Origin of the sequence: Streptomyces sp. V2I9, from assembly GCF_030817475.1 — a bacterium.
Classification (GTDB): Bacteria; Actinomycetota; Actinomycetes; order Streptomycetales; family Streptomycetaceae; genus Streptomyces.
Genome location: NZ_JAUSZJ010000002.1, coordinates 6,568,261 through 6,594,390, shown reverse-complemented (window position 1 = coordinate 6,594,390; position 26,130 = coordinate 6,568,261). Strand labels below are relative to the sequence as shown.

Below are 26,130 nucleotides of genomic sequence, written 5' to 3'. Positions count from 1 at the left end.
GGCTCGCCCCCGCACGGCCGCCACCGGCACCGACGCCTAGAATCGAACTGTTTGTCCCTCCAGGCGTCACCCACCTGTACGGAGCCGAGCCCATGCACTCCCCCCACGATCCGTACGTCCGGGTGCGCGGCGCCCGCGAGCACAACCTCAAGGACGTGCGGGTCGACATCCCGCGCGACACCCTGACCGTCTTCACGGGCGTGTCGGGATCCGGGAAGTCCTCGCTGGCCTTCGGAACCATCTACGCGGAGGCGCAGCGGCGCTACTTCGAGTCCGTCGCCCCCTACGCACGACGGCTGATCCACCAGGTGGGCGCACCCGCCGTCGGGGAGATCACCGGGCTTCCGCCCGCCGTCTCACTGGAGCAGCGGCGCTCCGCGCCGGGTGCCCGCTCGTCGGTGGGGACGGTGACCACCCTCTCCAACTCCCTGCGCATGCTCTTCTCCCGTGCGGGCGACTATCCGCCGGGGGCCGAGCGGCTGGACTCCGACTCCTTCTCCCCCAACACGGCGGTCGGGGCGTGTCCGGAGTGCCACGGGCTGGGGCGGATCCACCGGACGGACGAAGCGCTGCTCGTCCCCGACCCCTCCCTGTCGATCCGGGAAGGGGCGATCGCCGCCTGGCCGGGCGCCTGGCAGGGCAAGAATCTGCGGGACGTGCTGGACGCACTCGGGTACGACGTCGACCGGCCGTGGCGCGAGCTGGACGCGAAGGACCGGGAGTGGATCCTGTTCACCGATGAGCAGCCGGTGGTCACGGTGCATCCGGTGCGGGAGGCCGGACGGATCCAACGCCCCTACCAGGGCACGTACATGAGCGCCCGGCGCTATGTACTGCACACCTTCGCCGACACCAGGAGCCGCTCCCTGCGGGCGAAGGCGGAAAGCTTCCTGACCAGTGCCCCGTGCCCGGTCTGCGAGGGGAGCCGGCTGCGGCCGGAGGCGATGGCGGTGACGTTCGCCGGGCGGACCATCGCGGAGCTGGCCGGAATGCCTCTGTCGGCGTTGGCCGAGGTGCTGGCGGGGGCGGGGGGCGAGGAGACGGCCCGCGTGCTGACCGGTGATCTGCTGGCGCGGATCGGGACGGTGACGGAACTGGGGCTCGGCTATCTGAGCCTGGACCGCACCGCTCCGACGCTCTCCTCGGGCGAGCTGCAACGGCTGCGGATGGCCACCCAGTTGCGGTCGGGCCTGTTCGGTGTCGTCTACGTCCTGGACGAGCCCTCCGCCGGTCTGCACCCGGCGGACACCGAGGCGCTGCTCGGTGTGCTGGGCCGGCTGAAGGAGGCCGGGAACTCGGTCTTCGTGGTGGAGCACCAGATGGACGTGGTGCGGCGGGCGGACTGGCTGGTGGACGTGGGCCCGCTGGCCGGGGAGCACGGGGGGCGGGTGCTGCACAGCGGGCCGCCCGAGGGGCTGGCCCTGGTGCCGGAGTCGGCGACGCGCCGCTTCCTCTTCCCCGAGGTGGAGCCGGACCCGCCGGTACGGGAGAAGCGGACGCCGTCCGGGTGGATCCGGCTCACCGGGGTGGAGCGGCACAATGTGCGGGGCGTCGACGCGGCGTTCCCGCTCGGCGTGTTCACGGCGGTGACCGGTGTCTCCGGGTCGGGCAAGTCGACGCTGGTGGGCCAGGTACTCGCCGGCGTGCTGGCGGACCGGCAGGCGGGCGAGGAGTCCACGGCGGGCGACCTGTCCTGCGCGACGGCCACCGGGCTGGAGGCGGTGGACCGGCTGGTCCAGGTGGACCAGAAGCCCATCGGGCGGACGCCCCGGTCCAATCTGGCCACGTACACCGGTCTGTTCGACACCGTGCGCAAGCTCTTCGCGCGGACGGGGACGGCGCGGGAGCGGGGGTACACGGCGGGGCGGTTCTCGTTCAACGTGAGCGGCGGGCGGTGCGAGACCTGTCAGGGCGAGGGATTCGTCTCGGTGGAGCTGCTGTTCCTGCCCAGTACGTACGCGCCCTGCCCGGACTGCCACGGCGCGCGTTACAACCCCCAGACACTGGAGGTCACCCTGGAGGGACTGACGATCGCTCAGGTCCTGGATCTGACCGTGGAGTCGGCGGCGGGGTTCTTCTCCGGTACGCCTGCCGCCGAGCGTCCGCTGCGGACCCTGCTGGACGTGGGGCTCGGCTACCTGCGGCTCGGGCAGCCGGCCACGGAGCTGTCCGGCGGTGAGGCGCAGCGCATCAAGCTGGCGGCGGAGCTCCAGCGCACCCGGCGCGGGCACACGCTGTATCTGCTGGACGAGCCGACGACGGGGCTGCATCCGGCCGATGTGGAGGTGCTGATGCGGCAGTTGCACTCCCTGGTCGACGCCGGGAACACCGTGGTGGTCGTGGAGCACGACATGGCCGTGGTGGCGGGCGCGGACCATGTCGTCGACATGGGCCCCGAGGGCGGGGACCGGGGCGGGCGGATCGTCGCGGCCGGCACGCCGGAGGAGGTGGCCCGCGCCGCCGGAAGCCGTACGGCCCCGTTCCTGGCGAAGGCGCTGCGCCGCTGAGCGGGCACGTCCCCGGACTCGGCGCGCCCCGGGGGACGTACCCGGATCACCTGCCGCTTCAGCGGCGGACCTTACGGGTCGCGCGCAGCCACTCCTTGTTCATCGCGGCGATCGACGGCAGCGGGATGCCCTTGGGGCAGGCGGTCGCGCACTCGCCGGCCAGGGTGCACCCGCCGAACCCCTCCTCGTCCATCTGCGCCACCATGTCCAGCACGCGGGTCTCGCGCTCGGGCGCGCCCTGCGGCAGGACGCCCAGGTGGTTGACCTTCGCCGAGGTGAACAGCATCGCCGAGCCGTTGGGGCAGGCGGCGACGCAGGCTCCGCAGCCGATGCACTCGGCGTGCTCGAAGGCGAAGTCGGCGTCGGGCTTGGGCACCGGGGTGGCGTGGGCGTCCGGGGCGGTGCCGGTCGGGGCGGAGATGTAGCCGCCGGACTGGATGATCCGGTCGAACGACGAACGGTCCACGACCAGGTCCTTGACGACCGGGAAGGCGGAGGCCCGCCAGGGTTCGATGTCGATCGTGTCGCCGTCGGAGAACGACCGCATGTGGAGCTGGCAGGTGGTGGTGCGCTCCGGGCCGTGGGCGTCGCCGTTGATGACGAGGCTGCACGCGCCGCAGATGCCCTCACGGCAGTCGTGGTCGAAGGCGACGGGTTCGTCCCCGGCGAGGATGAGTTCTTCGTTGAGGGTGTCGAGCATCTCCAGGAACGACATGTCGGCGGAGATGCCGTCGACTTCGTAGGTGGCCATGGCGCCGGGCGTCGCGGCGTCCTTCTGGCGCCAGACGCGCAGGGTGAGCTTCATGCGTAGCTCCGCTGGGTGGGGTGGACGTACTCGAAGACGAGGTCTTCCTTGTGCAGGACGGGGGCCTCACCGGTGGCGGTGAACTCCCAGGCGGCGGCGTAGGAGAACTCCTCGTCGCGGCGTTCGGCCTCGCCCTCCGGGGTCTGGGACTCCTCGCGGAAGTGGCCCCCGCAGGATTCGGCGCGGTGCAGGGCGTCGAGGCACATCAGCTCGGCGAGCTCCAGGTAGTCCACGATGCGATTGGCCTTCTCCAGCGACTGGTTGAACTGTTCGCCGGTGCCGGGGACCTTGATGCGGCGCCAGAACTCCTCGCGGATCTCGGGGATTCGCTCGAGGGCACCGCGCAGGCCATCCTCGGTGCGGGCCATCCCGCAGTGCTCCCACATGAGTTCACCGATCTCGCGGTGGAAGGAGTCGGGGGTGCGGTCGCCGTCGACGGAGAGCAGCAGGTGGAGCCGGTCCTCGGTCTCCGCCACCGCCTCGGCGACGGCGGGGTGTTCGGCGTCGGCGTTCCCGGTGTGCGGGTTGCGGGCGAGGTAGTCGTTGATGGTGGACGGCAGGACGAAGTAGCCGTCGGCGAGGCCCTGCATCAGGGCGGACGCGCCGAGCCGGTTGGCCCCGTGGTCGGAGAAGTTGGCCTCCCCGATGGCGAAGAGGCCGGGGATGGTGGTCTGGAGGTCGTAGTCGACCCAGAGGCCGCCCATCGTGTAGTGCACGGCGGGGTAGATCCGCATCGGGACCGTGTACGGGTCCTCGTCGGTGATCCGCTGGTACATCTCGAAGAGATTGCCGTACCCGGCCTCCACCGCCTTGCGGCCCATCCGGCCGATGGCCTCGGTGAAGTCCAGGTAGACGCCCTGCCCGCCGGGGCCGACGCCGCGTCCCTCGTCGCAGACGTTCTTGGCGGCGCGGGAGGCGATGTCGCGGGGCACCAGGTTGCCGAAGGCGGGGTAGACGCGCTCCAGGTAGTAGTCGCGCTCGTCCTCGGGGATCCGGTCCGCCGGGCGGGTGTCGCCCTTGGCCTTGGGGACCCAGATGCGGCCGTCGTTGCGGAGCGACTCGCTCATCAGGGTGAGCTTGGACTGGTGGTCGCCGGTGCGCGGGATGCAGGTGGGGTGGATCTGGGTGAAGCAGGGGTTGGCGAAGTAGGCGCCGCGCCGGTGGGCGCGCCAGATCGCGGTGGCGTTGGAGTTCATGGCGTTGGTGGACAGGTGGAAGACGTTGCCGTAGCCGCCGGTGGCGAGGACGACCGCGTCGGCGAAGTAGGTGTCGATCTTCCCGGTGACGAGGTCGCGGGCGACGATGCCGCGCGCCCTTCCGTCGATCACGATCAGGTCCAGCATCTCGGTGCGGGCGTGGAGTTCGACGCCGCCGGCGGCGATCTGCCGGGACAGCGCCTGGTACGCGCCGAGGAGGAGCTGCTGTCCGGTCTGGCCGCGCGCGTAGAACGTACGGGAGACCTGGACGCCGCCGAAGGAGCGGTTGTCGAGGAGGCCGCCGTACTCGCGGGCGAAGGGGACGCCCTGGGCGACGCACTGGTCGATGATCTCGACGGAGATCTGGGCGAGCCGGTGGACGTTGGACTCGCGGGCGCGGAAGTCACCGCCCTTGACGGTGTCGTAGAAGAGCCGGTGGATGGAGTCGCCGTCGTTGCGGTAGTTCTTCGCGGCGTTGATACCGCCCTGGGCGGCCACCGAGTGGGCACGCCGGGGCGAGTCCTGGAAACAGAACTGGACGACGTGGTAGCCCTGTTCGGCGAGGGTGGCTCCGGCCGCGCCGCCGGCCAGCCCGGTGCCGACGACGATCACGGTGTGTTTGCGCCGGTTGGCGGGGTTCACGAGCTTGGCCTGGAAGCGGCGGGTGTCCCAGCGCTCGTGGACAGGGCCCTCGGGGGCTTTCGTGTCGACGACGGGCTCGCCCGTGCGGTACTGCGGGTAGTCGGGCATGTCAGCTCACCACTCCGGTCATGACGGCGACGGGTACGGAGACGAAGCCCACCGTCAGCACCGCCGCGAGGAGGTGGGCGAGGGTCTTCAGGATGCGGTCGCGGGTCGCGTTGCCGACGCCCAGGGTCTGGGCGGCGCTCCAGAATCCGTGCCGGACGTGCAGGCCCATGGCGAGCACCGCGACGATGTAGATGACGTTGCCGTACCAGGTCGAGAAGGTGTCGACGACGTTCCGGTACGGGTGCCCGGCCTCGAAGCCCGCGTGCACGGTGCCGGTCGTCAGGTCGAGGATGTGCCAGACGATGAAGAGCGCCAGAATGACGCCGCCCCAGCGCATGGTGCGGGTGGCGTAGCTCGCGCGGGGCCTCTTGTGGACGTACGCGGTCGGGCGTGCCCGGATGTCGCGCCGGCTGAGCTGGTACGCCGAGACGCCGTGCAGCACGACGGCGGCGACGAGCCCCACCCGGACGATCCAGAGCGCCCACGCGTGGTGCAGGACGGGTGCGCCCATGGTGCGCAGCCAGTGGGCGTACCCGTCGAACTCGCCGGGCCCGAAGAAGATCTTCAGGTTGCCCGCCATGTGGGCGACCAGGTATCCGAGCATGACCAGACCGGTCACGGCCATGATCGTCTTCTTGCCGACGGTCGAGTGCCAGAGCGTCCGCGTCATCGACGGCCGTCGGTCCGTCCGCGTTGCCAATGCCATGCACACGACCGTAGGGGCGGGACAGCCGATCAGTCCAAGACATGGTCCGGCTTATCTTCATAGGTAAAGGCTATCGACTTGCGCTATCGTCGGCTGGTGCACTTCCAGCAGCTCACCTATTTCGTGGCCGTCGCCGAGACCCGGCACTTCACCCGTGCCGCCGAAGCGGTGCATGTGTCGCAGCCCTCGCTCTCCCAGCAGATCCGGGCACTGGAAACGGAGTTGGGCGCGGACCTCTTCAGCCGCGCGCGGGGGAACATCACGCTCACAGACGCGGGCGAGGCGCTGCTGCCGCTGGCCCGGCGCATCCTCGCGGATGCGGAGACGGCGCGCCAGGAGGTCCAGGAGGTGGTGTCGCTGCGCACGGGCCGGGTGCGGCTGGGGGCCACGCCCAGCCTCTGCACCGGGCTTCTGCCGGACGTGCTGCGCGCCTTCCACGACCGGCATCCGGGGGTGCGGCTGCTGCTGGAGGAGGGCGGCTCGCACGACCTGGTGCGTCAGCTGGCGCGGGGCGCGCTCGATCTGGCGCTGGTGGTGCTGCCGTTGCCGGCCGCCTCCCCCGCGCTGACCACGGTGGAGCTGCTGCGGGAGGACCTGGTGGTGGTGTCCTCGACGGCGGAGCCGGCTCCGGGCCGGGGCGGATCGATCCGGATCGCGGACCTGGAGGGGGCGCCGCTGGTGATGTTCCGGCACGGGTACAACCTGCGGGAGCTGACCCTCGCCGCGTGCCGCGCGGAGGGGTTCGAGCCCTCGTTCACGGTCGAGGGCGGCGAGATGGACGCGGTGCTCGGTTTCGTCCGTGCGGGGCTCGGCATCGCGGTGGTGCCGAGCATGGCCGCCGCGCGGGCCGGCCACGATCTGCGCAGGACCCGGCTGGCGGGTGACGGACTGCGGCGCACGATCGCGCTGGCGCACCGCAGCGACGTGGACCCGCCCCGGGCGGCGCGCGAGCTCCAGCGGATGCTGCTGGAGCACCGGCCCGCCCCCGGCTGACGGCGCGCACCGGGCCGCCGCCGCCCCGTCCGGGCCCCGTGGAACGGAGCCCGGACGGTGGCTCAGACGGCGTCCGCCAGCAGCAGGGAGTGGATGCGGTCCGGGGCGCCGGGGCGGGCGTAGTACCAGCCCTGGGCGGTGTCGCAGCCCAGGGCGCGCAACTGCTCGGCCTGGGCCCCCGTCTCCACGCCCTCCACCGTGACGGCCAGCTCCAGGCTGTGGGCCAGCGACACGATCCCCTCGACGATCTTCAGATCGACCGGGTCCGCCGGATGCTGCTGCATGCCCCGCGTGAACGAACGGTCCAGCTTGAGCACGCTCACCGGCAGCCTGCGCAGGTTGGCCAGGTTCGAGTACCCGGTGCCGAAGTCGTCGAGCGCGATGTCGACGCCCATCTCCGCGAGCTGGCACAGCGGCTTGAGGAGATCGTCGTCGGCTCCGATGAGGGCCGACTCGGTCACCTCCAGGCAGAGCGCGCCCGGTTCGAGACCGGACCGTTCCAGCACGTCGACCGTCTCCGCGACCAGCCGGGGGTGGTGCAGCTGGGTCGGCGACAGGTTGACGTTGATCCGCAACGGGCCTCCGTCGCTGTGCCGCTCCTGCCAGAAGTTCGCCTGGCGGACGGACTCCTCCAGCACCCAGCGGCCGAGCGGCACGATGAGCCCGGTGTGTTCGGCGAGCGGGATGAACCGGTCGGGGCCGAGCACGCCGTGCTGCGGGTGGCACCACCGTACGAGTGCCTCGGCGCCGTGCACCGTGCCGTCGCCGAGGTGGACGAGCGGCTGGTACTCGATGAAGAACTCGCCCCGGTCCAGGGCGGCGGGAAGCGCGGTGGTCAGCCCGTGCCGGGTGATGGCGCGGGCGTCGGCCTCCGCGTCGGCGAGCTGGAAGCGGTTGCCGCCCGCCGCCTTGGCCCGGTACATCGTGATGTCGGCGCTGCGCAGCACCTCGGCGGCGCCGCGCTCCCCGGAGGGCCCCTCCACGATGCCGATCGAGCCGCGGACGGTGAGTTCGCGGCCGTCGATGCGGATGGGGGTGGCGAGCGCGTTCAGGATGCGGCCCGCCAGTTCGTGCACCTCCTCGGCGGTGCCCGGACCGGTGGTCAGGGCGACGAACTCGTCGCCACCGAGCCGGGCGACCATCTCGCCGGGGGCGGTGGCGCAGCTCTGGAGCCGGTCCGCGACCTCGACCAGCAGGCGGTCGCCCGCGGCGTGGCCGAGGCTGTCGTTGATCGCCTTGAAGCCGTCGAGGTCCAGGTAGCAGAGGCCGAAGCGGGTGCTCTCCCGCGCGGTGAGCGCCTTCTCCAGACGTTCGAAGAACAGGGTCCGGTTGGGCAGGCCGGTGAGCGCGTCGTGCGTGGCCTCGTACCGCAGCCGCAGATTGAGCAACCGCCGCTCGGTCGTGTCCTCCATCAGCGCGAGCTGGTACTCGGGGCGGCCCTCGGAGTCCCGCAGCAGCGAGACGGTGAGGTTGGTCCACAGAACGGTGCCGTCGTTGCGGTAGTACGCCTTCTCGACCCGGTAGTGCTCGCGTTCGCCGCGTACCAGTTCGTCGTAGTACCGCCATACCTGCGGCGAGTCCTCGGGGTGGACCCATTCGTTCAGCTTGTGGCTGCGGACGTGGTGTTCGAGGCCGCCGAACATCTTGGTGAGCGTGTCGTTGATCTCCAGGATGTTGCCGTCCAGGTCGGCGATGCCGATGCCGATGGCCGCCCCCTCGAAGACCGCGCGGAACCGTGCCTGGGTGGCGTGCAGGACCTGCTCGGCGTGCGAGCGGGCGGTCAGCGCCGAACGGGCGATGGCCTCCTGCTCGGCGAGGGTGCGTTCGCGCAGGGCCCCGGTGAAACCGGCGGCGAGGGTGTGCTGGATCCGGGCGCAGCGGGCCCGGCCGTCCTCGGTGGACAGCGCGCCGGGTCCGTTTCCGCCGCAGTACAGGACGAGGTAGGAGTCGACGACGCCGAGCGTGGAACTGAGGGCGTCCGGGTCGGTGCAGTGCACCTCGACGAGGGCCGCGCCGACGCGTTGCGCGGGCGAGGCGTCGAAGGGATGGGCGTGCAGGATGCCGTTCAGCTCGCGTGCCAGCGGCAGCAGATGCTGTTCGAACTCGGGGCGGGTGAGGGAGGTGGCCGTCAGGGGGAAGATGGCGCGGCTCCAGATCCTGGCGAATCTCCGGAGCCGGCCCTCCGGACCGTCGGGTTCCGCGTCCGGCTCTCCGGACGTCTGGGCCGGAATGCTCACGCCTTGCGCCCGACCCCTGCGAAGCCCGAGAACGCGTACGGGTCTTCCTGCTCCGGCGACTGCGGGGTGTCGGGCCGCCATTCGGGCATCGACACGAGCCCCGGCTCGACCATCTCGTAGCCCTCGAAGAACTGACCGATCTCCTCGCGCGAGCGCATGATCAGCGGGTTGCGGATGTTCTTGTAGACGCCGACCGTGCCGGCCGCCTCCTCCTTGGGGAGCGGGATGCCGTCGTACGCGGCGTGGGTCAGGACGATCAGGCTGCCGGGGGCCAGCGCCTCGCGCAGTTCGGCGACCGCGGCGCGCGGCTCGTCGGCGTCCTCGATGAAGTGGAGCACCGCGACCAGCAGCAGGGCGACCGGGCGGTCCAGGTCGAGCAGTCCGGTGATCTCCGGGTGCGCCAGGATCTCCCGGGGACGACGCAGATCGGCGGCGGCGATGACGGCCCGCTCGTCGCCCTCCAGCACGGCCTGGCTGTGGGCGACGGCGACCGGGTCGTGATCGACGTAGGCGACCCTTGCCTTCGGGTCGGCGGCGCGGGCGACCTCGTGGACGTTGCCGAACGTCGGGATGCCGGAGCCTATGTCCAGGAACTGGTCGATGCCCGAGTCGACGGCATAGCGGACGGCCCGGCGCATAAAGGCGCGATTGGCCTGCATGATCTTGGGAAGGCCGGGGAGGAACTCCATGGCCTTGCGCGCGGCTTCCCGGTCCACCTCGAAATTGTGCGATCCGCCCAGATAGAAGTCGTACATGCGAGACACGCTCGGCACCGAAATATCTATGCCCGGCGGTGCCCAGGCGGGACGCTCCATCGATGTCTCCAACAAGTCGCCACGGCGATCCGGCCATGTTCATGGTCAGTGTTGACCAGAGGCTACTGATCGACCGCCAGGAGAGCGAGTGGAAACGGAAATTCGCGATCCGTTATTGGTCACACTCCGGTGGCTTCTCCCGCCGGTCCGTCGCCGTACGTATACGGACAGCAACGGACCGGCACTCCGGATGCCGTTTCCCGGTGGTTCGGGGCCACTTGGGCTCCTGAGTGGCAATGTGCCGGAGTCGTGGCTACTTCGGGGCGCGGACGAGTTTCGCTTCCGGGGAAACGGCGTACCAGGTTCCGCCGACGCCCTGCCCGTTGGTGTCACCGGGCTTCTTGTCGCCCGCGAAGGTGTAGAGGGGCCGGCAGTCGATGGTCTGCTGCTCGATTCCGTCGGGACGGCCGAAGGTGACGAATCCCTTCTTCGTCACTCCGTCCACCGTATTTTTGGCCACAGGGGGCACTACCGGCCACTTCTTGAGGCAGTCTCCCGTGCACGCGGTCTTCATCGGCCAGGCGGAGTCCTTGGTGAAGCGGTAAACCGTCATGCTCCTGCCGTCCACCACGATGTCGCCGAGTTCCGGGTCCCGGCGGACCGAAAGCCCGGCGGGACCGGCCGGTTCGGCCACCGCGGCGCTGTCGGCGTTCCTGGCGGCCTTCTTCCCGTCCGGGGCGGCGGCGAACCAGGTGCCGCCGACGCCCTGCCCGTTGATCTGGCCCGGCGCGGTGTCCTTGGCATACCGGTACATCGGCCATCCGCCGACGGTCAGTTGGCTGGTTCCGTCGGCGCGGGTGACCTCGCCGAGCAGGGCCGCGTCGGTGCCGGCCGCGGCGGTGGTGTCGTCCGCGGCCACCACCGGCCAGGTCTCCGCGCACGCGTCCTCGCAGGTCGCCTCGGGCGGATTCGCACGGTCCCTGTCGAAGCGGTAGAGCGTGAAGCCCTCGCTGTCGGTGAGCACCCTTCCGAGCTTCTCGCCGTCCCGGACGGCGAGTTGACCGGCTCCCTTCGGCTCGGCCGCCTTCGCTTCCGCCCCGGAGCCGGATCCCCCGCCGGCCGATCCGTAGCCGCTGTCGGCGGGCTGCCGGGCCGGGGCGGCGTTGCCCACCGCCTGGCCGTTGGGCGATGCGTCACCCTTCTCCTGCCCGCACGCCGTCGTGAGCGTCAGCAGGGCTGCGGCGGTGACTGCCGGCGAGGCGTTGCGCCAGGTGTTCATGTCCGCTCCCGTGGTGCTTCGTCGTAGCGCTTCCGGTACCGACGCGGGGCCGCGTCGTACGTGGCCCTGGGTACGGGCGGTCAACGGGTTCGCGTTCAGTCGTGCACCGAGGAAGTCCGGGAAGATGCGGGGACGCCGAGGTCGCCGCGTCAACACGAACGGCCCAATATCCGCACGATCAGGCGAATCACCCACGTGGACGGCGTGTCCACCGACATCAGGGATCATGCTCCCCCTCGTGCACGGATCACGCATCGCGCGGCTCTCGACGGTCGCCGCACTCCTCTGGCTGACAGCCGTACCGCTGCCGGCGACCGCCGACAGCTGCGCGGTGGCCACGATCGGGCAGGGCGACGGCAGTACGGCGGTCGCGGTGGCGGGGGACGGCGACTGTGGCGAGGTTCCCGAACCACCGCCACCTCCACCACCCCCACCGCCTCCACCACCCCCGTCTCCGCCCCCGCCTCCGCCCCCGCCTCCGCCCCCGCCTCCGCCTCCGCCTCCGAAACCCGCACCGCCGGCTCCTCCCCCACCACCGCCGGCGCCCCCGCCGGTGGTCACTGAACCGCCACAGCCTGCGCCGACCCAGCCACCCCCGCCGCCTCCGTCACCTCCGGCTCCGGCACCCGCACCCGCACCCGCACCGAAGCCCTCGCCCGCACCGAAGCCGCCGGTGCGAACCGAGCCGCCGACGCCGCGGGCCGTCGCCCTGCCGACGTACCGCAAAGCCGCCCGCAAGCAGCCGCGGAGCGGGCCGTCGCTGGTGTCCCTGACGCTGCTCATCACCGCCCCTGCGGTGTTCGCCGTCGCCGTGCTGCGCCCGCGATCATCCCGCTGACCTGGAGAGACGCATGTCCGAATGGCTCGTGCTGAGCATTGCCATGGCGTCCGCCTGCGCGGTCGTCCTCACCATCGCCGTCCTGAACAACCGGCGGGTCGGGGACGACGACGATCCGTCCGAGACGCCTGACGTCATCGAGTACATGACGATGATGATCGGCGTGGTCTACGCGATCGTCCTGGGACTCGCCATCGCCGGCGTCTGGGAGGGCCGGAGCTCCGCCCAGGAGTCCGTACGCATCGAGGCGCAGGCGCTGCACGAGGTGCGGGAGCGGTCCTCGGTCTACCCGGCGGAGGTCCGCGACCGCATCCGGGCGGACGTGGACGCCTATGTGAGCCATGTGGTCCACGACGAGTGGAAGGTGATGTCCGAGCGGCACGCGCTCACCGGGCGCGGCACCGAACTGCTGAACAGGGTGCGGGCGGACGTGACGGACTACGTGCCGAGGAACGACCACGAGGGACAGGCGTACCAGCCGCTGGTCGACCAGGTGGCCGCGGCGGACGACGCCCGCAGCACACGCGGCCAGAACGCCGGGGCGACGATGCCCGGTGTGGTCTGGTTCGGGCTGATCGCCGGAGCGATGGTGACGGTGGGACTGATCTTCACCCTGCAGATCCGCAGGACCTTCCGCGAACTGCTCCTGGCCGGCCTGTTCAGCGCGCTGATCGCCTTCCTGCTCTTCCTCATCTGGGACTTCGACGCGCCCTTCGGCCGGGGCATCTCGGCCACCGCCGAGCCGTTCCTCGACATGTTCCCGGAGGCCACCGGGTAAGGCGCGGTCACCGGGGAGGCCGGGCCCTGGCGAGTGGGTCCGGTCGGGGGACCCGCTGACCCATTCGCCGGACCCCGATCGCGGGCCGGGGCGACCCCTCCTAGCGTGTCGGTCATCGAGGTGCATTTTTCCTGCTATGTGGAAATTCGTTCCGCAGCTGCCCCTCGGGGAACCCGGAGGATCCACCATGCGCGCGATACGTGTCGCACCGCTCGCCCTGCTCGGCGCCGGCGCCCTGACGCTGATCGCCCCGTCCGCCGCCTTCGCCGCGCCGGACGGGGCGTCCAGCACGTTCAACCCGACCATCACCCCCTCGGTCATCGCGCCGGGCGGCCGGGTGACCCTCGGTTCCGGAGGGTGCACGGGCGAGACGACGGTCAGCTCGGGCGTCTTCGACACGACCGTGATCCCGAGCGGCAGCACGACGGGAACCGCCACCGTCGACACCGACGCCCGCCGGGGCGCCATCTACGCCGTGACGTTCTCGTGCGGCTCCACCGGCACCTCCCGGAACGTCAACCTCACGATCACGGGCGGTGCCACGAGGACCCCCACCCCGACACCCACCACCGTGCCGACCGCCAGCTCGACGGCGCTCGTACCGGGCGGCGTGCGCGGCGGCCTCGGCGGCAGCGCCGGCTCCACCGACACGGTGGAGGTCGCCGCCGGAGCGGCCCTGGTGGTCGCGGCGGCCTCGGGCGCCCTCTACTTCGCGCGTCGCCGCACCGCCGACCGACGCCACTGATCGCGCTCGTGCGGCGCACGACAGTCGCCCCGGGTCCTGATCCAGGACTCGGGGCGACGGGCGTATCGGGCCGGGCGGGAGGTTCGACGCCCTAGAACGCCGCATGGCTCGTCCGACGGCGACGGACGAGGAAGACCGCGCCGCCGACCGCCGCGGCGGCCACCAGACCGCCGCCGACCTGCATCTCGACGGAGCTCGGGCCCATCGAGCCGCCCAGCCCGCCCTGCGCGCCGTTGCCGGCGAGCACGGTGAACTTGTGCGTCTCGATCCGGTTGTTGTCATGGCACTTCACCGAGAGGTTGTAGTGCCCCGGAGTGGTGTTGTGACGGATGTGCGCCGTCGCGTACCCCGTGCCGCCCGCGGAGAGCTCGGTCGTCGGGAACGCGTTCGACCAGACCTTGCCGCCGTGCCCGCAGCCCTGTGCGGTGACCTTCATGGTCGCGCCCTGGTGGACCGAGTACGGGTTGACGGTGATGTTGCTCGGACCGTTGGTGGCGGCGGCCATGGGGGCCGCGAGCCCGACGGCCGCGAATGCGGTCGCGGTGACCGCGAGAGCGCGTGAAGCACGCATCGTGTGAACCTCCAGCGGGAAACGCCTCCGGGGGCTGCTCCCCCGGAGATGGATCGACGTGAACGCCTCCCATGACGAACACTCACCAGTCGACCGATGAGTCGCACTTCGGCGTTCCGCCACCCCGGTGACGCGACACGCCGCGCGAGCGCCCCGGACCTGACGGATCCGCAGGTCACAGACCGTCAGAACTTTTATCCGCTCATTACTCCGATGGGCAGCACCCGGCACGGGCGCCGACGGGCGCGACCACCCGTTCGCCCCGCTCTGATCGCCGCCCCCGCACGCCGCCCCTAACGTTCACAGCGTCGACGAAGGGAGAACCATGGGCCGGGACCACGCCGATGGCGAGCGGGCCAGACGTATGCCATGGGGCGCGATCGCCCTGGTGCTGCTCAGCGGCCTCGCCCTCATGCGCAACGGCACGGAGTTCGGCGACGCGGGCCCGCCCCAGCCCGCCGCGGCCGCCTCGCTCGACCTGGACAAGGACGCCGCAGGACCGCCGGTGGAGGGAGAGCCGGTGCAGCCGCTGCCGTACGCCCCGGCCTCCCGCGTGAAGATCTCCTCCATCGACGTGGATGCCCCGATCATCGACGTCAACCTGGATGCCAACGGCTGGATCGACGCCCCGCCCGCCGAGGACCCGAACCTCGCAGGCTGGTACCAGAACGGCATCGCCCCCGGTCAGCGCGGTACCGCCGTCGTCGTCGGCCATGTCGACAACAAGGCGGGGCCCGCCGTCTTCTACGGCCTCGGATCGCTGCGGAAGGGGCACCGGGTGGAGGTCACCCGGTACGACGGCCGGGTCGGGGTCTTCGAGGTGTACGGGGTGGAGGTCTTCTCCAAGTACGACTTCCCCGGCCCGCGGGTCTACGGCGACACCGGCCACGCGGAGCTGCGCGTCATCACCTGCGGCGGGGGTTACACGAAGGCGGACGGCTACGACGGCAACGTGGTGGTCTTCGCCCGGCTCGTCGACACCCGCTGAGCCGTTTCCGCCGGGTGTGACGCGCCCCGCACGACCGCGCCCCCGACGAGCACTTCGGTTCCGGTGCCGTCGGGGGCGCGGTCGTGCGCACACCACGCCCGGTCCGCTCAGACGCGGTGCGGCACGGTGACGCGGTAGCCGCTCGCCAGCAGCCGGGGCAGGTAGCGGCGCAGGGCCGCGACGCTCTGCGAGCGGTCACCGCCCGCGTCGTGGGAGAGGACGACGACGCCGGGCGCCGCGCCGTCCAGCACCCGCCGCACGATCGTGTCCGTACCCGGTGTCCTCCAGTCGAGCGTGTCCACGGTCCAGGCCATGGGCTCCATGCCCAACTCGGCGCCGATCTCGAAGGAGTTGCGGTTCCACGCTCCGTAGGGGGCGCGGTACCACAGCGGCGGGACGCCGAGCGTCCGGTCCACCGCCTCACTGGTACGCCCCAGCTCGTCGCGGATCGCGGCGCGGGAGAGCTTCGGGATCAGCGGGTGGGACCAGGAGTGGTTGCCCACCACATGCCCGTCGTCGGCCATCTCGCGCAGCAGATCCGGGTTGCCTGCGGCCATCTCGCCGCAGACGAAGAACATGGCGCGGACCCGGTGCTCGCGCAGGGTGGCCAGGATGTGCGGGGTGTAGAGGGGGTCCGGGCCGTCGTCGAAGCTGAGGACCATGGAGTGCCCGAGGCCGGGCAGGTGCTCGAAGGGCCGGGTCCGCACGGGCGGCCGGCCCGGTCTGAACCGGGGCGGGGCGTTGCCGGTCATGGGTTCGAGACGGTACGGGGAGGGGCGGCCCCGGACGGTGGCCGGGGGCCCTGCGGCCGCCGGGGGCGGGGTTCCGGCGGTGCGTGCGGGGCGCGTGGGCGTCGACGCCGGGTCGGCGGCGATCAGGTGGACGGCGGCGGCGGTCGAGAGGCCGAGCGCGATCCTCAGCAGCGTGCGCCGCTCGGGTCGGGAGTGATCACTTCTCATGGCCAACTGCTCGCACGGCCGGACGCTCCGCCCGGCCGCCGACACCGAACCGCGACCGTTTTGCACCCGTTCGTCCCAGTATGCTGATCATCCCGGACCCGGCGTCCCGTCCCGGATTCCCGACCCCCGGGCGAGCCGATAGCCTCGGAGCCGTGACAGAGCGGCAGCCTCATCCTCATCGGTTCGAACGCGGGACGGACGGCCCCAAGGTGATCGTCGCGGGGCTGGACGGCTCCGATTCGTCGATGCGCGCGGCGGCCTACGCCGCCGGGCTCGCCCGTCGGCAGAACGCCCTGCTGGCCCTCGTGTACGTCCAGCCCGTCATCACGGCGGGCGCGGCGCTGGGCGTACCGGTGGAGGACACGACGACCGAGGTCGCGGAGGGCCTGGTCTCCGAGATCAGAGAGGCCGCCGAGCGTTTCCGGGACGCGTGGAACGTGCGCTGGGAGTTCCACACCTTCCGGGGCGACCCCTACAACGGGCTGGTGACGGCGGCCGACGACCTGAATGCGGACGCGGTGGTGGTCGGGGCGTCGGAATCGGCCGGGCACCGCTTCATCGGCTCGGTGGCCGTACGCCTGGTGAAGGCGGGGCGCTGGCCCGTCACCGTGGTGCCGTAGCCGCCACCGTCGGCCCTACTCGCCCATGCGGAGCCCGTCGTCCGCCGCACCCCGGCTGAGGACGACGGCACGGATACGGTCGCGGACCTCGCGCAGGTGCCCGGCCCCGTCGCCGATCGAGGCATTGAGGTTCACGGCCCGGCCGGTGACGGTGTCGTACCACTGCGGGACGAACTCGGCCCTCGTCACGGTCCAGCGTCCACCGGGCTTCGCGGGCGGCGCGAAGGTGAAGCGCCCCATCGAACTCTGGTTGCCGCGCGGGTCCTGCACCCCCTCGTGGTTGATCATCGCCCCGGCGATCTGGTCGCCCATGCCGTAGACGACCCAGGTCCCGTTGACCTTCTCGTACGCCTGGGGCACGTGGGCGTGCGTGCCGATCACCGCGTCGATGTCGGGGCGGCCCCGGTCGGTGGAGGCGGTGAGCCGCCGCGCCAGTTCCCGTTGACGTCCGTCCGGCTCGTCCTGCCACTCGGTACCCCAGTGGATGGAGAGCACGACGACGTCGGCGCCCGCCCGGCGCGCGGCCCTGGCCTCCTCGATGATCCTGCGCTCATCGGTCACGTCGACCGTCCAGGGCCGGCCGGCGGGGAGCGGGACGTCGTTGGTCCCGTAGGTGTACGCGAGGTGCGCGACCCTGGCCGCGTGCTTGCCCGGTCCGGCGGACAGGATCGTCGGCCGGGCGGCCTCGGCGGCGGTACGGGCGGAGCCCGCGTGCCGGATGCCCGCGCGGTCCAGGGCGTCAAGGGTGCGCCGGACGCCTTCGGCCCCGTCGTCGAGCGTGTGGTTGGAGGCGGTGGAACAGGAGTCGAATCCGGTGGTGCGCAGGGCCGCGGCGATCTCGGGCGGCGACGTGAAGGTGGGGTAGCCGGTGTAGGGGCCGCCCTTCTTCCCGTACACCGTCTCCATATGGCAGAACGCCAGGTCCGCAGCGGAGACGACCGGGGCGACGCCCGCCAGCATCGGGGCGAAGTCGTAGCCCGCGCCGCCCGCGTCGGCGGCGGCCCGGTCGATCACGGAGGAGTGCGGCAGGATGTCGCCCGCGGCGAGCAGCGTGAACGGGCGGGGCCCGTCGACCTGCCGGGCGGCCGAACCCCGGGCCGCGGCGGGGGGCCCGCTCGGGGCGGGGGACGTGGACTGCTGCCCGGTGCAACCGGTGGCCGCGGCGAGCAGCAGGGCGAGGGCGGCCACGGTGCCCGGTCGGATGCGCTGGGTCATCTGCTCGACTCCATGTTCGGATGATTGTGACCATCCGACTACACAGATCTTCATATCGGATAAGCAAGGAGCATTGCCGCATACCTAGCTGAACTGGTCGTACCGGCAGACCCCGACGGCCCCTCGACCGTTCACCGCACCATTCGCCGCACTGAGCGACCGCTCGTCGCACGCCTCCGCGCACCGCCTGTTCCCGCGCCGCCGGATGCGTTCGGATACGCCAGTCGGCACCGAAGCCGTCAGGGGCCACGACGGGAGAGGACGTTCATGACGACCACCACGACGACCGATGAGCGGACCCTGGCGGCGTTGCAGCGGGACCACGGCCCCGCCCTGTTCCACTTCCTGCTCGGCCTGACCTTCGGGGACCGGCAGCGGGCCGAGGACCTGGTGCAGGAGACCCTCGTACGCGCCTGGCAGCACCCCGAGGCGTTCGACGCCCCCTACGACTCGATGCGGCCGTGGCTGTTCACCGTCGGCCGCCGCCTCGCCATCGACGCGCGGCGCTCCCGGCAGGCCCGGCCGGTCGAGGTCAGCGACACGGTCCTGGAGACCACCCCGGACGCCCATGACACCGCGGACAGCGCGGTGTGCGCCCTCGACGTCCGCGAGGCGGTCCGCACCCTCAGCCCCGAGCACCGTGCGGTGCTGGTGCAGATCTACTTCCGCGGGCTGAGCGTCGGCGAGACCGCCGAGGTGCTCGGCATCCCCGCCGGGACCGTCAAGTCCCGTTCGTACTACGCCCTGCGGGTCCTCGCGCGCACGCTGCCCGGCTACTCCCGCAGGTCCTCCGTCCGGACCAGTGCCAGCAGAGCGGACGCCTCGGCCACCTCCATGTAGAGGCGGGCGCATCCGTCGCAGCCCTGGAGGTGCCGGGCGACGCGGCACGCCTCCTCCGCATCCAGGGCGTCCAGGACGTACGCGCCGAGCAGCAGGCGCACATGCGGGTCGACGCCGGGGTCGGCACTCATTCGCAGCCTCGTATCTCCTGGGCGATCTTCCCTTCTGCCCACGCGGGGCGGCCGCCCCCGGTTCAATGCTGCGGGAAGCCCGGCACCGGGCAAGGAAGGAGGCGAGACGGGATGCGTCCCGAGGATACGGACGGGACCGGAGAAAACGGGCTCCGGGTGCCGATGGCCGGGCTGACCACCGAGTACATCGCCGACGAGCTGCTGCGCACCGGCGATCTGATGGAGCCGACCACGCCGGAGTTCCGGGCGGGGCGCGACGCGCTCGCGCTGACGATGTCCCCGTGCGCGCGGCCCGGGGAGGCGCCGGCCCCCTCGGCCCTGCCCGGACCGCGCGTCGACGAACTGCGCGTGCTCACGGCGTACGAATGCGCCTGGCGCGGCTGGGTCTGCGAGCGGCTGGCGGCGGCGGAACGGAGCACGGCCTCCGGGGACCCCGATCTGGCGCTGGCGCGGGCGGCCTGGCGCCGGCCGGAGGAGACCGAGCTGCTCGCGGCGGACCTGGACCCGATCGGTCCCGCGCCCCTGGCGGCGGAGGGCGACCGGGAGGTCCGGATCTGGACGCCCGCCTGGCAGGTGGGGCTCCCTCTCGGACACCTGGCCGTCCACCTGCGCCGAGGGCCCGGCACACCCGGACCGCACCGGCTCCGGGCTCAGGAACCGTGCACTCCGGCGCGGTACTTGGGCAGCCGCAGCGTGATCTTCATGCCGGCCCCGACCCCGGTCTCGATGACGAGACCGTAGTCGTCGCCGTAGACCTGGCGCAGCCGCTCGTCCACGTTGAGCAGTCCGATGCCGGAGGAGGCGCCGCCTTCGCCGCGCAGGATCCGACGCAGCCGTTCGGGGTCCATGCCGGTCCCGTCGTCCTCGATGACCACTTCGGCCTCCGAGCCGGCGTCCAGCGCGCTGATGGTGATCCGGCTGCGGGTGACCGCCCCTTCGAGCCCGTGCTTGACGGCGTTCTCCACCAGCGGCTGGAGGCACAGGAACGGCAGTGCGACCGGGAGCACCTCGGGGGCGACCTGGAGGGTGACGGCGAGTCGCTCTCCGAAGCGGGCCCGGACGAGTGCCAAGTACTGGTCGATGGAGTGCAGTTCGTCCGCCAGCGTGGTGAACTCGCCGTGCCGCCGGAACGAGTAACGGGTGAAATCGGCGAATTCCAGCAGCAGTTCACGGGCCTGTTCGGGGTCGGTCCGGACGAACGAGGCGATCGCGGCCAGCGAGTTGAAGATGAAGTGCGGGGAGATCTGCGCCCGCAGGGCCTTGATCTCGGCCTCGATGAGCTGGGTACGGGAGCGGTCCAGCTCGGCCAGTTCGAGCTGGACGCAGACCCAGCGCGCCACCTCCCCCGCCGCTCGGGCCAGCACCGCCGACTCGCGGGGGGCGTAGGCGACGAGTGCGCCCAGGACGCGGTTCTCGACGGTGAGCGGTACGGCGACGGCCCAGCGCAGCGGGCAGTCGAGGTCGGCGCAGCCGCTGTCGAAGGCGGTGCCGCGGCCGTTGTCGAGCGGCACCTTCAGGTGCTCCATCACGTCCTTGCCGTGGTGCTGCCCTGCCCCGTCCCAGACCAGCACCCGGTCCCGGTCGGTGAGACAGAGGGCGTCCGTCCCGAGCAGGGAGCGCAGCCTGCGGGCGGCACGCCGGGCGCTCTCCTCGGTGAGCCCGGCCCGCAGCGGCGGGGCGGCCAGCGACGCGGTGTGCAGGGTCTCGAAGGTGGCGTGCTCGACGGGGGTGCCGACGTCGCTGGGGCGCACCGGGCGGGCGGTGCGACGGCCGAGCAGATGACCGGCCCCGAACAGCAGCACGGCCAGGACGACGAGGACAGCGGCCCCGGCCCCGCTCATCGTTCCCTCCCGGCGGCCCGCGCCGAGGTGAGGGTTTCGGGGAGGTGGAAGCGGGTCATGGCGGCGTTGGTGCCCCGGGGTACGCGGCCGGGGGTGGCGAGCGAGACGAGGATCATCGCGAGAAAGCCCACGGGGACGGACCAGACGGCGGGCCAGGCGAGCAGGGCGTGCGGCCAGCCCGGCGGGCGTACCGCTCCGCCGACCGTGATGGCCGCGGCGAGCAGCGCGGACCCGCCGCCGAGCAGGAGACCGGCCGCCGCGCCCGGCGGGGTGAGCCTCCGCCACCAGATGCCGAGGACGAGCAGGGGGCAGAACGAGGAGGCGGAGACGGCGAAGGCCATGCCCACCGCGTCGGCCACCGGCACCCGGCTGACCAGCAGCGAGATCAGCAGCGGCACGGCGATGGCGAGGACGGTGGCCAGGCGGAAGTGGCGTACCCCGCGCGAGGGCAGCACGTCCTGGGTGATCACGCCGGCGACGGCCATGGTGAGCCCGGAGGCGGTGGACAGGAACGCGGCGAACGCCCCACCGGCGATCAGCGCCCCGAGGAGGTCGCCGCCGACGCCGCCGATCACCCGCGCGGGCAGCAGCAGGACGGCGGCGTCCGCGTCTCCCCCGTACCGCAGTTCGGGGGTGTAGAGGCGGCCGAGCGCACCGTAGACGGGGGGCAGCAGATAGAAGAGGCCGACCAGGGCGAGGACGGCGACGGTGGTACGGCGGGCGTCGCGGCCGTTGGGGCTGGTGTAGAAGCGGACGACGACGTGGGGCAGGCCCATGGTGCCGAGGAAGGTCGCCACGATCAGCCCGTAGGTGGCGTAGAGCGGGTGGTCGGCGCGGAAGACGGCGAGCTGGTCGTCGAGGCCGATCCGGGGCCGGCCGTCGCCCTGCCAGGCGAGGACCAGGAAGAGGGCGGGGACCAGGAGCGCGGTGAGCTTCAGCCAGTACTGGAAGACCTGGACGAAGGTGATGGAGCGCATCCCGCCCGCGGCGACGGCGGCGGTCACGACGGCCGCGACGAGCACGTCGCCGAGCCAGCCGGGGGCGCCGGTGAGGATCTTGAGGGTGAGTCCTGCGCCCTGGAGCTGCGGGACGAGGTAGAGCCAGCCGGCCCCGACGACCAGGGCGCTGACCAGCCGTCGGACCCGCCGTGATTCGAGGCGGCCCTCGGCGAAGTCGGGCAGGGTGTACGCGCCGGAGCGGCGCAGCGGTGCGGCGACGAAGACGAGGAGCACCAGGTATCCGGCCGTGTAGCCGACCGGGTACCAGAGCATGTCGGGGCCGTGGACGAGGACGAGGCCGGCGACGCCGAGGAAGGAGGCGGCCGAGAGGTACTCGCCACTGATCGCGGCGGCGTTGAGGCGGGGCCGCACGGTGCGGGAGGCCACGTAGAAGTCGGAGGTCGTACGGGAGATGCGCAGGCCGAACCCGCCGACGAGGACGGTGGCGAGGACGACGAGGACGACCGCCACCCAGGACGCCATGTGGTCGGGGGTGCTCACGGGGCGGGGCGGCCCTCCACCAGCCGGGCGAAGTCGCGTTCGTTGCGCTCGGCCCGGCGGACGTACCACCAGGCGGCGAGGGTGAGCGGCGGATAGGCGGCGAAGCCGAGCACCCCCCAGACCAGGGCGGGGCTGTTCAGCGCGGCGAACAGCGGCGGCAGGGTGCCCGTCACGAGGGCGAGCACGCCGAAGACGGTGAGTCCGGCGCGCAGTTGGCCGCGCATCAGCGAGCGCACATAGGCGCCGCCGAGGGCGGTCTGCTCGTCGATCTCCGCCTGGGTGCGGTAGCGGGGCAGCGGGCGTACCCGGCGCGGCTCCCCCGTCACCACTTCGCGCCGGGGGGTGGGCTCTGCGGACATGGGCTCGGAGTGTAGGCGTCGGCGGGCCTCAGTGGGAAGGGAACGCTGAAGGTCCCCCCAGGTCAGCGGCGGCACCGTAGCTCCTCGCACGGCCCGGCCGGTGTGCTCGCGCGGTGCCTGACCGTCCCTCCTCGCGCGCTCTCGCGGAGACGGCCTCGGGCAGCCGGTCAGCGGCCGCCCTGCCGCATCAGGAGGTCGCGCAGCGCGCGGGTGTGGCGGCGGCTGACGGCGAGCTCGGCCTCCCCGATGCGTACGCTCATGCTGCCTGCGTCCAGGCGCAGTTCGTCGATCCGGCCGAGGGCCACGAGGTGACGGCGGTGGATGCGGACGAAGCCGCGGGAGCGCCAGCGCTCCTCCAGGGTGGTGAGCGGAATGCGGACGAGGTGACTGCCGTTGGTGGTGTGCAGCCGCGCGTAGTCGCCCTGTGCCTCGGCGTACGCGATCTCGTCGATGGGGACGAAGCGGATGACGCCGCCGAGTTCGACCGGGATCTGGTCGCCCGCACCGTCGTGGACCGGGGCGGACCGGTCGCCCACCTGCTCGGCGACGCGGCGGACGGCTTCGGCGAGGCGTTCCCGGCGGACCGGTTTGAGGACGTAGTCGACGGCCTTGAGGTCGAACGCCTGGAGCGCGAAGCCCTCGTGCGCGGTCACGAAGACGATGAGCGGGGGCGCGGCGAATCCGGCGAGGAGCTGGGCGACGTCGAGACCGGTGAGACCGGCCATGTGGATGTCGAGGAAGACCACGTCGATCGCGGACGGGCCGTCGGGTGCCGCGTCCACCGCGCCGCCGATGCGCCGCAGTGCCTCGGTCGCGCTGGTCGCGCCCTCGGCACTGCGGACACGGGGGTCGGCGCGCAGGAGGTAGAGGAGTTCCTCCAGGGCGGGTGGTTCGTCGTCGACGGCGAGTACGCGCAGCATGAGGCCGGAGTTTAGGTGCTCTCCGGGCCGATGGCCCGAGCGTTGCGCGGCTTGTTCCCGTAGCGCGGTACCCGCGGACTGCCGTGCCTCGTATCCGGGCGAGGGCCTGGGTCACGGGCGGCTCGGGAGCGCCGACACGTTCCGCTTGCAGGGCCGTCCGGGGAGCCGCTCCGGATGTGCCGCGGGCGGGTCCGCGGGTTCGCCGGGGCACGGGCGGGGCCGGCGGCGACGGGGCCGCCGGGCCGTCACTTCAGGAACTTCGAGAGCCTCCGGTCCGCCAGCGGCTTGCCTCCGGTCTGGCAGGTGGGGCAGTACTGGAGCGAGGAGTCGCTGAAGGAGACCTCCAGGATGGTGTTCCCGCAGACCGGGCAGGCTTCGCCGGCCCGCCCGTGGACCCGCATCCCGGTCTTCTTCTCGGCCTTGAGCTTCCCCGCCTCCACCCCGCTGGAGCGGTCCACGGCGTCCTTGAGCGTGGTGCGCAGCGCGCTGTACAGCCGGGTGACGTCGTCCTCGCGGAGGTCGGCGGTGCGTTTGAACGGGGACATCCGCGCGACGTGCAGGATCTCGTCGCTGTAGGCGTTGCCGATGCCCGCGATCAGCGACTGGTCGCGCAGCGCGCCCTTGATCTGGCGGCGCTCCCCGGCGAGCAGCGCGGCGAACGCGTCGCGGTCGAAGGCGTCGGCCAGCGGGTCCGGGCCGAGGCGGGCGATACCGGGGACGTCCCGGGGGTCGTGGACGAGGTGGACGGAGAGGCGCTTCTTGGTGCCCATCTCGGTCAGGTCGAAGCCGTCGCCGTCGGTGGTGACCAGGCGCAGGGCGAGCGGCCCCTTGCCGGGGCGGGGAGGGGCGGCGGGAAAGGAGTCCTTCCAGCGGAGCCAGCCGGCGCGGGCGAGGTGGGTGCAGAGGTGGAGGCCGCCCGCCTCGATGTCGAGGAACTTGCCGTACCGGGAGACCGCGGTGACGGCCGCGCCGTCCAGGGCGGTCAGCGGCGGGTCGTACGTCTTCAGGACGCTGATCGCCAGCGGCAGGACGCGGGCGATCCCCTTGCCGGTCAGGTGGTCGTCGAGGAAGACCCGCAGGGCTTCGACTTCGGGCAGTTCGGGCATGGTTCCAGACTGCCGCAGCCGCCGCCCGGCTGCCTGTCAGGAGACCGGTGCGCGGTCCGTGCCGGTGACGAGGGCGTACAGCTCCGTGAACTCCTCCCCGACCGCCGCGGCGAGCCGGTCGAGGTCGGGCAGCGCCTTGCCGTCCGCCACCAGGCCCACGTGCACCCGCCCGCCGTAGGTGGTCAGGGCGACCGCCAGGGACTGGCCCCGCGCCAGCGGTGCCATGGGGTGGAGGGCCGTGAGCGGGCAGCCGCCCAGGGAGAGCGCGGAGCGGGGCAGCGGCACGCTGGTGACCAGGACGTCGAAGAGCACGCGGGCGGCGTTGGCGGCCAGGGGTGCGCCGAACCGGTGCGCCAGCGGGGGCAGTTGGTCGGCGAGTACGGCGACGGCTCCGGCGCCCCTGAGCGGCCCGGCCGCCTTGTTCCGGTCCATCGCCCGCCGGACCGCACGGAGCCGTGCGCGCGGGTCGGCCTCGGTGACCGGCAGCCCGAGCAGGTACGCGGAGAGCCGGTTGCCGGTGGCGGGCCCGCCGGGGCGGCGCCGGGAGACGGGGACCAGGGCGCGCGGGTCGGCCGTGGGCAGGGTTTCGCCGCGTCCGGCCATCCAGCGGCGCAGCGCCCCGGCGACGACGGCGAGGAGGATGTCGTTGGCGGTGCCGCCCTCGGTGCGCCGCATCCGCTGGAGGTCCCCGGCGTCGAGGTCGGCGGTGGCCAGGCGCCGGGTGCCGCTGGAGGGGGCGGTGAAGGCGGAGGGACTCCACAGGCCGAGGCGGCCGGCGCGGACGACGGAGGCCCCCACGCCGAGTGCCCGGCCGACCTCGCCGATCCGTCCGAGTGCCATCCCCGCCATCTCCTGCGGGTCCGGCAGCCACGACCGGGGCGGGACGGGCGGCAGGCTCCGGGAGGCGGCGCGGGCGCTGGTGACGGCGGCGATCTCGTCGAAGATCCCGGCCCCGATGGCGACCGCCCGCAGGCCGTCGGCCAGGGCGTGGTGCAGCTTGACCAGGACGGCGAAGGGGGCTCCGTCCGCACCGCAGAGGAGGTACATCCGCCAGGGCGGCAGCCCGCGCCCGAGCGGTCGCTCCATCAGTTCGCCGGCCAGCCGGGTGGCCTCCGCCATGAAGTCGCCGTCGCCCACGGGAACGTGTTCGACGTGCCGGCGCACGTCGAAGTCCTTGTCCACGGCCCATGCCGCGCCGCCGACCGGCAGCAGGACGTCCCGTACGCGCATACGCAGCCGGGGGATGGCGGCGGCGCGGTCGGCGAGAAGGCCGAGGATGCGCCGCGGACCGGTGCCGGGTGTCGGGGCGAAGACGGCGAGCGCGCCCAGGTGCATCGGGTGGGCGTCCGATTCGAGGTGCCAGAAGGCGAGATCGAGCGGGGCGAGGAGCTCGGTACTCAACGGGGGCCTCATGTCGTCGAAGATGGCGTCGAGGGCAGCGGAGCCGGGGGCGGGAGGGCCGGGCAAGTCTCCGATCCTCCGCAGTCAATCC

General features: G+C 72.3%; 24 protein-coding genes and 1 pseudogene. 9 read left to right on the top strand and 16 right to left on the bottom strand.

What is annotated here, in order from left to right:
• Positions 1 to 92: 92 nt before the first annotated feature.
• Complete coding sequence (gene uvrA, locus QFZ71_RS28580) at positions 93 to 2,507, top strand: excinuclease ABC subunit UvrA (RefSeq protein WP_307671037.1); 2,415 nt, start codon at positions 93 to 95, stop codon at positions 2,505 to 2,507.
• Positions 2,508 to 2,565: 58 nt separating this feature from the next.
• On the opposite strand, the gene QFZ71_RS28575 is transcribed toward uvrA, so the two are convergent.
• The 3 genes from QFZ71_RS28575 to QFZ71_RS28565 are packed head-to-tail and all read right to left on the bottom strand — an operon-like array spanning position 2,566 to position 5,928.
• Positions 2,566 to 3,312, bottom strand: coding sequence for a succinate dehydrogenase/fumarate reductase iron-sulfur subunit (locus QFZ71_RS28575; RefSeq protein WP_307671036.1), 747 nt, complete (start codon positions 3,310 to 3,312; stop codon positions 2,566 to 2,568).
• Positions 3,309 to 5,258 carry a fumarate reductase/succinate dehydrogenase flavoprotein subunit gene (locus QFZ71_RS28570; RefSeq protein ID WP_307671035.1) on the bottom strand — a complete coding sequence of 650 codons (1,950 nt, stop codon included), beginning with the start codon at positions 5,256 to 5,258 and terminating at the stop codon, positions 3,309 to 3,311. The genes QFZ71_RS28575 and QFZ71_RS28570 overlap by 4 nt, the downstream gene beginning before the upstream one ends.
• Before the next feature lies 1 nt (position 5,259).
• On the bottom strand, positions 5,260 to 5,928 hold the full coding sequence (locus tag QFZ71_RS28565; RefSeq protein WP_307671617.1) for a succinate dehydrogenase cytochrome b subunit: 669 nt from the start codon (positions 5,926 to 5,928) through the stop codon (positions 5,260 to 5,262).
• 132 nt (positions 5,929 to 6,060) lie between these two features.
• On the opposite strand from QFZ71_RS28565, the gene QFZ71_RS28560 reads away from it, so the two are divergent.
• Positions 6,061 to 6,957: a LysR family transcriptional regulator gene (locus QFZ71_RS28560; RefSeq protein ID WP_307671616.1), complete on the top strand. Its 897-nt coding sequence runs from the start codon at positions 6,061 to 6,063 to the stop codon at positions 6,955 to 6,957.
• 62 nt (positions 6,958 to 7,019) lie between these two features.
• On the opposite strand, the gene QFZ71_RS28555 is transcribed toward QFZ71_RS28560, so the two are convergent.
• The 3 genes from QFZ71_RS28555 to QFZ71_RS28545 all read right to left on the bottom strand — a co-directional run bounded on the left by QFZ71_RS28555 (position 7,020) and on the right by QFZ71_RS28545 (position 11,228).
• Positions 7,020 to 9,194, bottom strand: coding sequence for a bifunctional diguanylate cyclase/phosphodiesterase (locus QFZ71_RS28555; protein WP_307671034.1), 2,175 nt, complete (start codon positions 9,192 to 9,194; stop codon positions 7,020 to 7,022).
• The gene (locus tag QFZ71_RS28550) at positions 9,191 to 10,009 is read right to left on the bottom strand and encodes an SAM-dependent methyltransferase (RefSeq protein ID WP_307671033.1); all 819 of its coding nucleotides are present in this window, start codon (positions 10,007 to 10,009) and stop codon (positions 9,191 to 9,193) included. The genes QFZ71_RS28555 and QFZ71_RS28550 overlap by 4 nt, the downstream gene beginning before the upstream one ends.
• A 253-nt stretch (positions 10,010 to 10,262) precedes the next feature.
• Positions 10,263 to 11,228: an SCO0930 family lipoprotein gene (locus QFZ71_RS28545; RefSeq protein ID WP_307671032.1), complete on the bottom strand. Its 966-nt coding sequence runs from the start codon at positions 11,226 to 11,228 to the stop codon at positions 10,263 to 10,265.
• A 673-nt stretch (positions 11,229 to 11,901) separates the two neighbouring features.
• Between QFZ71_RS28545 and QFZ71_RS28540 the strand changes: the two genes are divergently transcribed.
• From QFZ71_RS28540 to QFZ71_RS28530, 3 genes are all read left to right on the top strand, one after another.
• Positions 11,902 to 12,066, top strand: coding sequence for a hypothetical protein (locus QFZ71_RS28540; RefSeq protein ID WP_307671031.1), 165 nt, complete (start codon positions 11,902 to 11,904; stop codon positions 12,064 to 12,066).
• A 13-nt stretch (positions 12,067 to 12,079) separates the two neighbouring features.
• Entirely contained in the window at positions 12,080 to 12,844 is a 765-nt protein-coding gene (locus QFZ71_RS28535) for a DUF4239 domain-containing protein (protein ID WP_307671030.1), read from the top strand.
• Between the two features lie 187 nt (positions 12,845 to 13,031).
• Complete coding sequence (locus QFZ71_RS28530) at positions 13,032 to 13,589, top strand: hypothetical protein (RefSeq protein WP_307671029.1); 558 nt, start codon at positions 13,032 to 13,034, stop codon at positions 13,587 to 13,589.
• Positions 13,590 to 13,680: 91 nt separating this feature from the next.
• Here QFZ71_RS28530 and QFZ71_RS28525 read toward each other — a convergent pair whose 3' ends face one another.
• Positions 13,681 to 14,160, bottom strand: a complete 480-nt coding sequence (locus QFZ71_RS28525; RefSeq protein WP_307671028.1) for a hypothetical protein — start codon at positions 14,158 to 14,160, stop codon at positions 13,681 to 13,683.
• Between the two features lie 325 nt (positions 14,161 to 14,485).
• Between QFZ71_RS28525 and QFZ71_RS28520 the strand changes: the two genes are divergently transcribed.
• Entirely contained in the window at positions 14,486 to 15,148 is a 663-nt protein-coding gene (locus tag QFZ71_RS28520) for a class F sortase (RefSeq protein ID WP_307671027.1), read from the top strand.
• Positions 15,149 to 15,255: 107 nt separating this feature from the next.
• Here the strand turns inward: QFZ71_RS28520 and QFZ71_RS28515 are convergent, their stop codons facing one another.
• Entirely contained in the window at positions 15,256 to 16,107 is an 852-nt protein-coding gene (locus QFZ71_RS28515) for a polysaccharide deacetylase family protein (protein WP_307671026.1), read from the bottom strand.
• Between the two features lie 152 nt (positions 16,108 to 16,259).
• Here QFZ71_RS28515 and QFZ71_RS28510 point away from each other — a divergent pair, with 152 nt between their 5' ends.
• Positions 16,260 to 16,727, top strand: a complete 468-nt coding sequence (locus QFZ71_RS28510) for a universal stress protein (RefSeq protein ID WP_307671025.1) — start codon at positions 16,260 to 16,262, stop codon at positions 16,725 to 16,727.
• 15 nt (positions 16,728 to 16,742) lie between these two features.
• On the opposite strand, the gene QFZ71_RS28505 is transcribed toward QFZ71_RS28510, so the two are convergent.
• A complete protein-coding gene (locus QFZ71_RS28505; protein ID WP_307671024.1) occupies positions 16,743 to 17,942 on the bottom strand; it encodes a CapA family protein in 1,200 nt (399 codons plus the stop codon).
• Positions 17,943 to 18,209: 267 nt separating this feature from the next.
• Here QFZ71_RS28505 and QFZ71_RS28500 point away from each other — a divergent pair, with 267 nt between their 5' ends.
• On the top strand, positions 18,210 to 18,782 hold the full coding sequence (locus QFZ71_RS28500; RefSeq protein WP_307671023.1) for a sigma-70 family RNA polymerase sigma factor: 573 nt from the start codon (positions 18,210 to 18,212) through the stop codon (positions 18,780 to 18,782).
• Here the strand turns inward: QFZ71_RS28500 and QFZ71_RS28495 are convergent.
• Complete coding sequence (locus QFZ71_RS28495) at positions 18,716 to 18,913, bottom strand: zf-HC2 domain-containing protein (RefSeq protein ID WP_307671022.1); 198 nt, start codon at positions 18,911 to 18,913, stop codon at positions 18,716 to 18,718. The two genes, QFZ71_RS28500 and QFZ71_RS28495, sit on opposite strands and share 67 nt — an antisense overlap.
• 111 nt (positions 18,914 to 19,024) lie before the next feature.
• Here QFZ71_RS28495 and QFZ71_RS28490 point away from each other — a divergent pair.
• A pseudogene (locus QFZ71_RS28490) lies at positions 19,025 to 19,522 on the top strand (hypothetical protein); the annotation flags it as partial.
• 41 nt (positions 19,523 to 19,563) lie between these two features.
• On the opposite strand, the gene QFZ71_RS28485 reads toward QFZ71_RS28490, so the two are convergent.
• The 6 genes from QFZ71_RS28485 to QFZ71_RS28460 form a co-directional block, all read right to left on the bottom strand.
• Entirely contained in the window at positions 19,564 to 20,754 is a 1,191-nt protein-coding gene (locus tag QFZ71_RS28485) for a sensor histidine kinase (RefSeq protein WP_307671021.1), read from the bottom strand.
• Positions 20,751 to 22,253 carry a cation acetate symporter gene (locus tag QFZ71_RS28480; RefSeq protein WP_307671020.1) on the bottom strand — a complete coding sequence of 501 codons (1,503 nt, stop codon included), beginning with the start codon at positions 22,251 to 22,253 and terminating at the stop codon, positions 20,751 to 20,753. The genes QFZ71_RS28485 and QFZ71_RS28480 overlap by 4 nt, the downstream gene beginning before the upstream one ends.
• A complete protein-coding gene (locus tag QFZ71_RS28475; RefSeq protein ID WP_307671019.1) occupies positions 22,250 to 22,612 on the bottom strand; it encodes a hypothetical protein in 363 nt (120 codons plus the stop codon). The genes QFZ71_RS28480 and QFZ71_RS28475 overlap by 4 nt, the downstream gene beginning before the upstream one ends.
• A 167-nt stretch (positions 22,613 to 22,779) precedes the next feature.
• On the bottom strand, positions 22,780 to 23,532 hold the full coding sequence (locus QFZ71_RS28470) for a LytTR family DNA-binding domain-containing protein (RefSeq protein WP_307671018.1): 753 nt from the start codon (positions 23,530 to 23,532) through the stop codon (positions 22,780 to 22,782).
• Between the two features lie 245 nt (positions 23,533 to 23,777).
• Positions 23,778 to 24,638: an Fpg/Nei family DNA glycosylase gene (locus QFZ71_RS28465; protein ID WP_307671017.1), complete on the bottom strand. Its 861-nt coding sequence runs from the start codon at positions 24,636 to 24,638 to the stop codon at positions 23,778 to 23,780.
• 36 nt (positions 24,639 to 24,674) lie between these two features.
• Positions 24,675 to 26,039 (bottom strand): wax ester/triacylglycerol synthase family O-acyltransferase, encoded by a 1,365-nt coding sequence (locus QFZ71_RS28460; RefSeq protein ID WP_307671615.1) that lies wholly within the window; start codon positions 26,037 to 26,039, stop codon positions 24,675 to 24,677.
• Positions 26,040 to 26,130: the final 91 nt, after the last annotated feature.

Bases quoted from the DNA above. Each gene is read 5' to 3' on its own strand.
- QFZ71_RS28525 (WP_307671028.1), bottom strand. From the start codon at position 14,160: ATGCGTGCTTCACGCGCTCTCGCGGTCACCGCGACCGCATTCGCGGCC.
- QFZ71_RS28530 (WP_307671029.1), top strand. From the start codon at position 13,032: ATGCGCGCGATACGTGTCGCACCGCTCGCCCTGCTCGGCGCCGGCGCC.
- QFZ71_RS28475 (WP_307671019.1), bottom strand. From the start codon at position 22,612: ATGTCCGCAGAGCCCACCCCCCGGCGCGAAGTGGTGACGGGGGAGCCG.
- QFZ71_RS28570 (WP_307671035.1), bottom strand. From the start codon at position 5,258: ATGCCCGACTACCCGCAGTACCGCACGGGCGAGCCCGTCGTCGACACG.
- QFZ71_RS28565 (WP_307671617.1), bottom strand. From the start codon at position 5,928: ATGACGCGGACGCTCTGGCACTCGACCGTCGGCAAGAAGACGATCATG.
- uvrA (WP_307671037.1), top strand. From the start codon at position 93: ATGCACTCCCCCCACGATCCGTACGTCCGGGTGCGCGGCGCCCGCGAG.
- QFZ71_RS28505 (WP_307671024.1), bottom strand. From the start codon at position 17,942: ATGACCCAGCGCATCCGACCGGGCACCGTGGCCGCCCTCGCCCTGCTG.
- QFZ71_RS28470 (WP_307671018.1), bottom strand. From the start codon at position 23,532: ATGCTGCGCGTACTCGCCGTCGACGACGAACCACCCGCCCTGGAGGAA.
- QFZ71_RS28520 (WP_307671027.1), top strand. From the start codon at position 14,486: ATGGGCCGGGACCACGCCGATGGCGAGCGGGCCAGACGTATGCCATGG.
- QFZ71_RS28575 (WP_307671036.1), bottom strand. From the start codon at position 3,312: ATGAAGCTCACCCTGCGCGTCTGGCGCCAGAAGGACGCCGCGACGCCC.
- QFZ71_RS28500 (WP_307671023.1), top strand. From the start codon at position 18,210: ATGACGACCACCACGACGACCGATGAGCGGACCCTGGCGGCGTTGCAG.
- QFZ71_RS28515 (WP_307671026.1), bottom strand. From the start codon at position 16,107: ATGAGAAGTGATCACTCCCGACCCGAGCGGCGCACGCTGCTGAGGATC.
- QFZ71_RS28535 (WP_307671030.1), top strand. From the start codon at position 12,080: ATGTCCGAATGGCTCGTGCTGAGCATTGCCATGGCGTCCGCCTGCGCG.
- QFZ71_RS28550 (WP_307671033.1), bottom strand. From the start codon at position 10,009: ATGGAGCGTCCCGCCTGGGCACCGCCGGGCATAGATATTTCGGTGCCG.
- QFZ71_RS28485 (WP_307671021.1), bottom strand. From the start codon at position 20,754: ATGAGCGGGGCCGGGGCCGCTGTCCTCGTCGTCCTGGCCGTGCTGCTG.
- QFZ71_RS28495 (WP_307671022.1), bottom strand. From the start codon at position 18,913: ATGAGTGCCGACCCCGGCGTCGACCCGCATGTGCGCCTGCTGCTCGGC.
- QFZ71_RS28465 (WP_307671017.1), bottom strand. From the start codon at position 24,638: ATGCCCGAACTGCCCGAAGTCGAAGCCCTGCGGGTCTTCCTCGACGAC.
- QFZ71_RS28545 (WP_307671032.1), bottom strand. From the start codon at position 11,228: ATGAACACCTGGCGCAACGCCTCGCCGGCAGTCACCGCCGCAGCCCTG.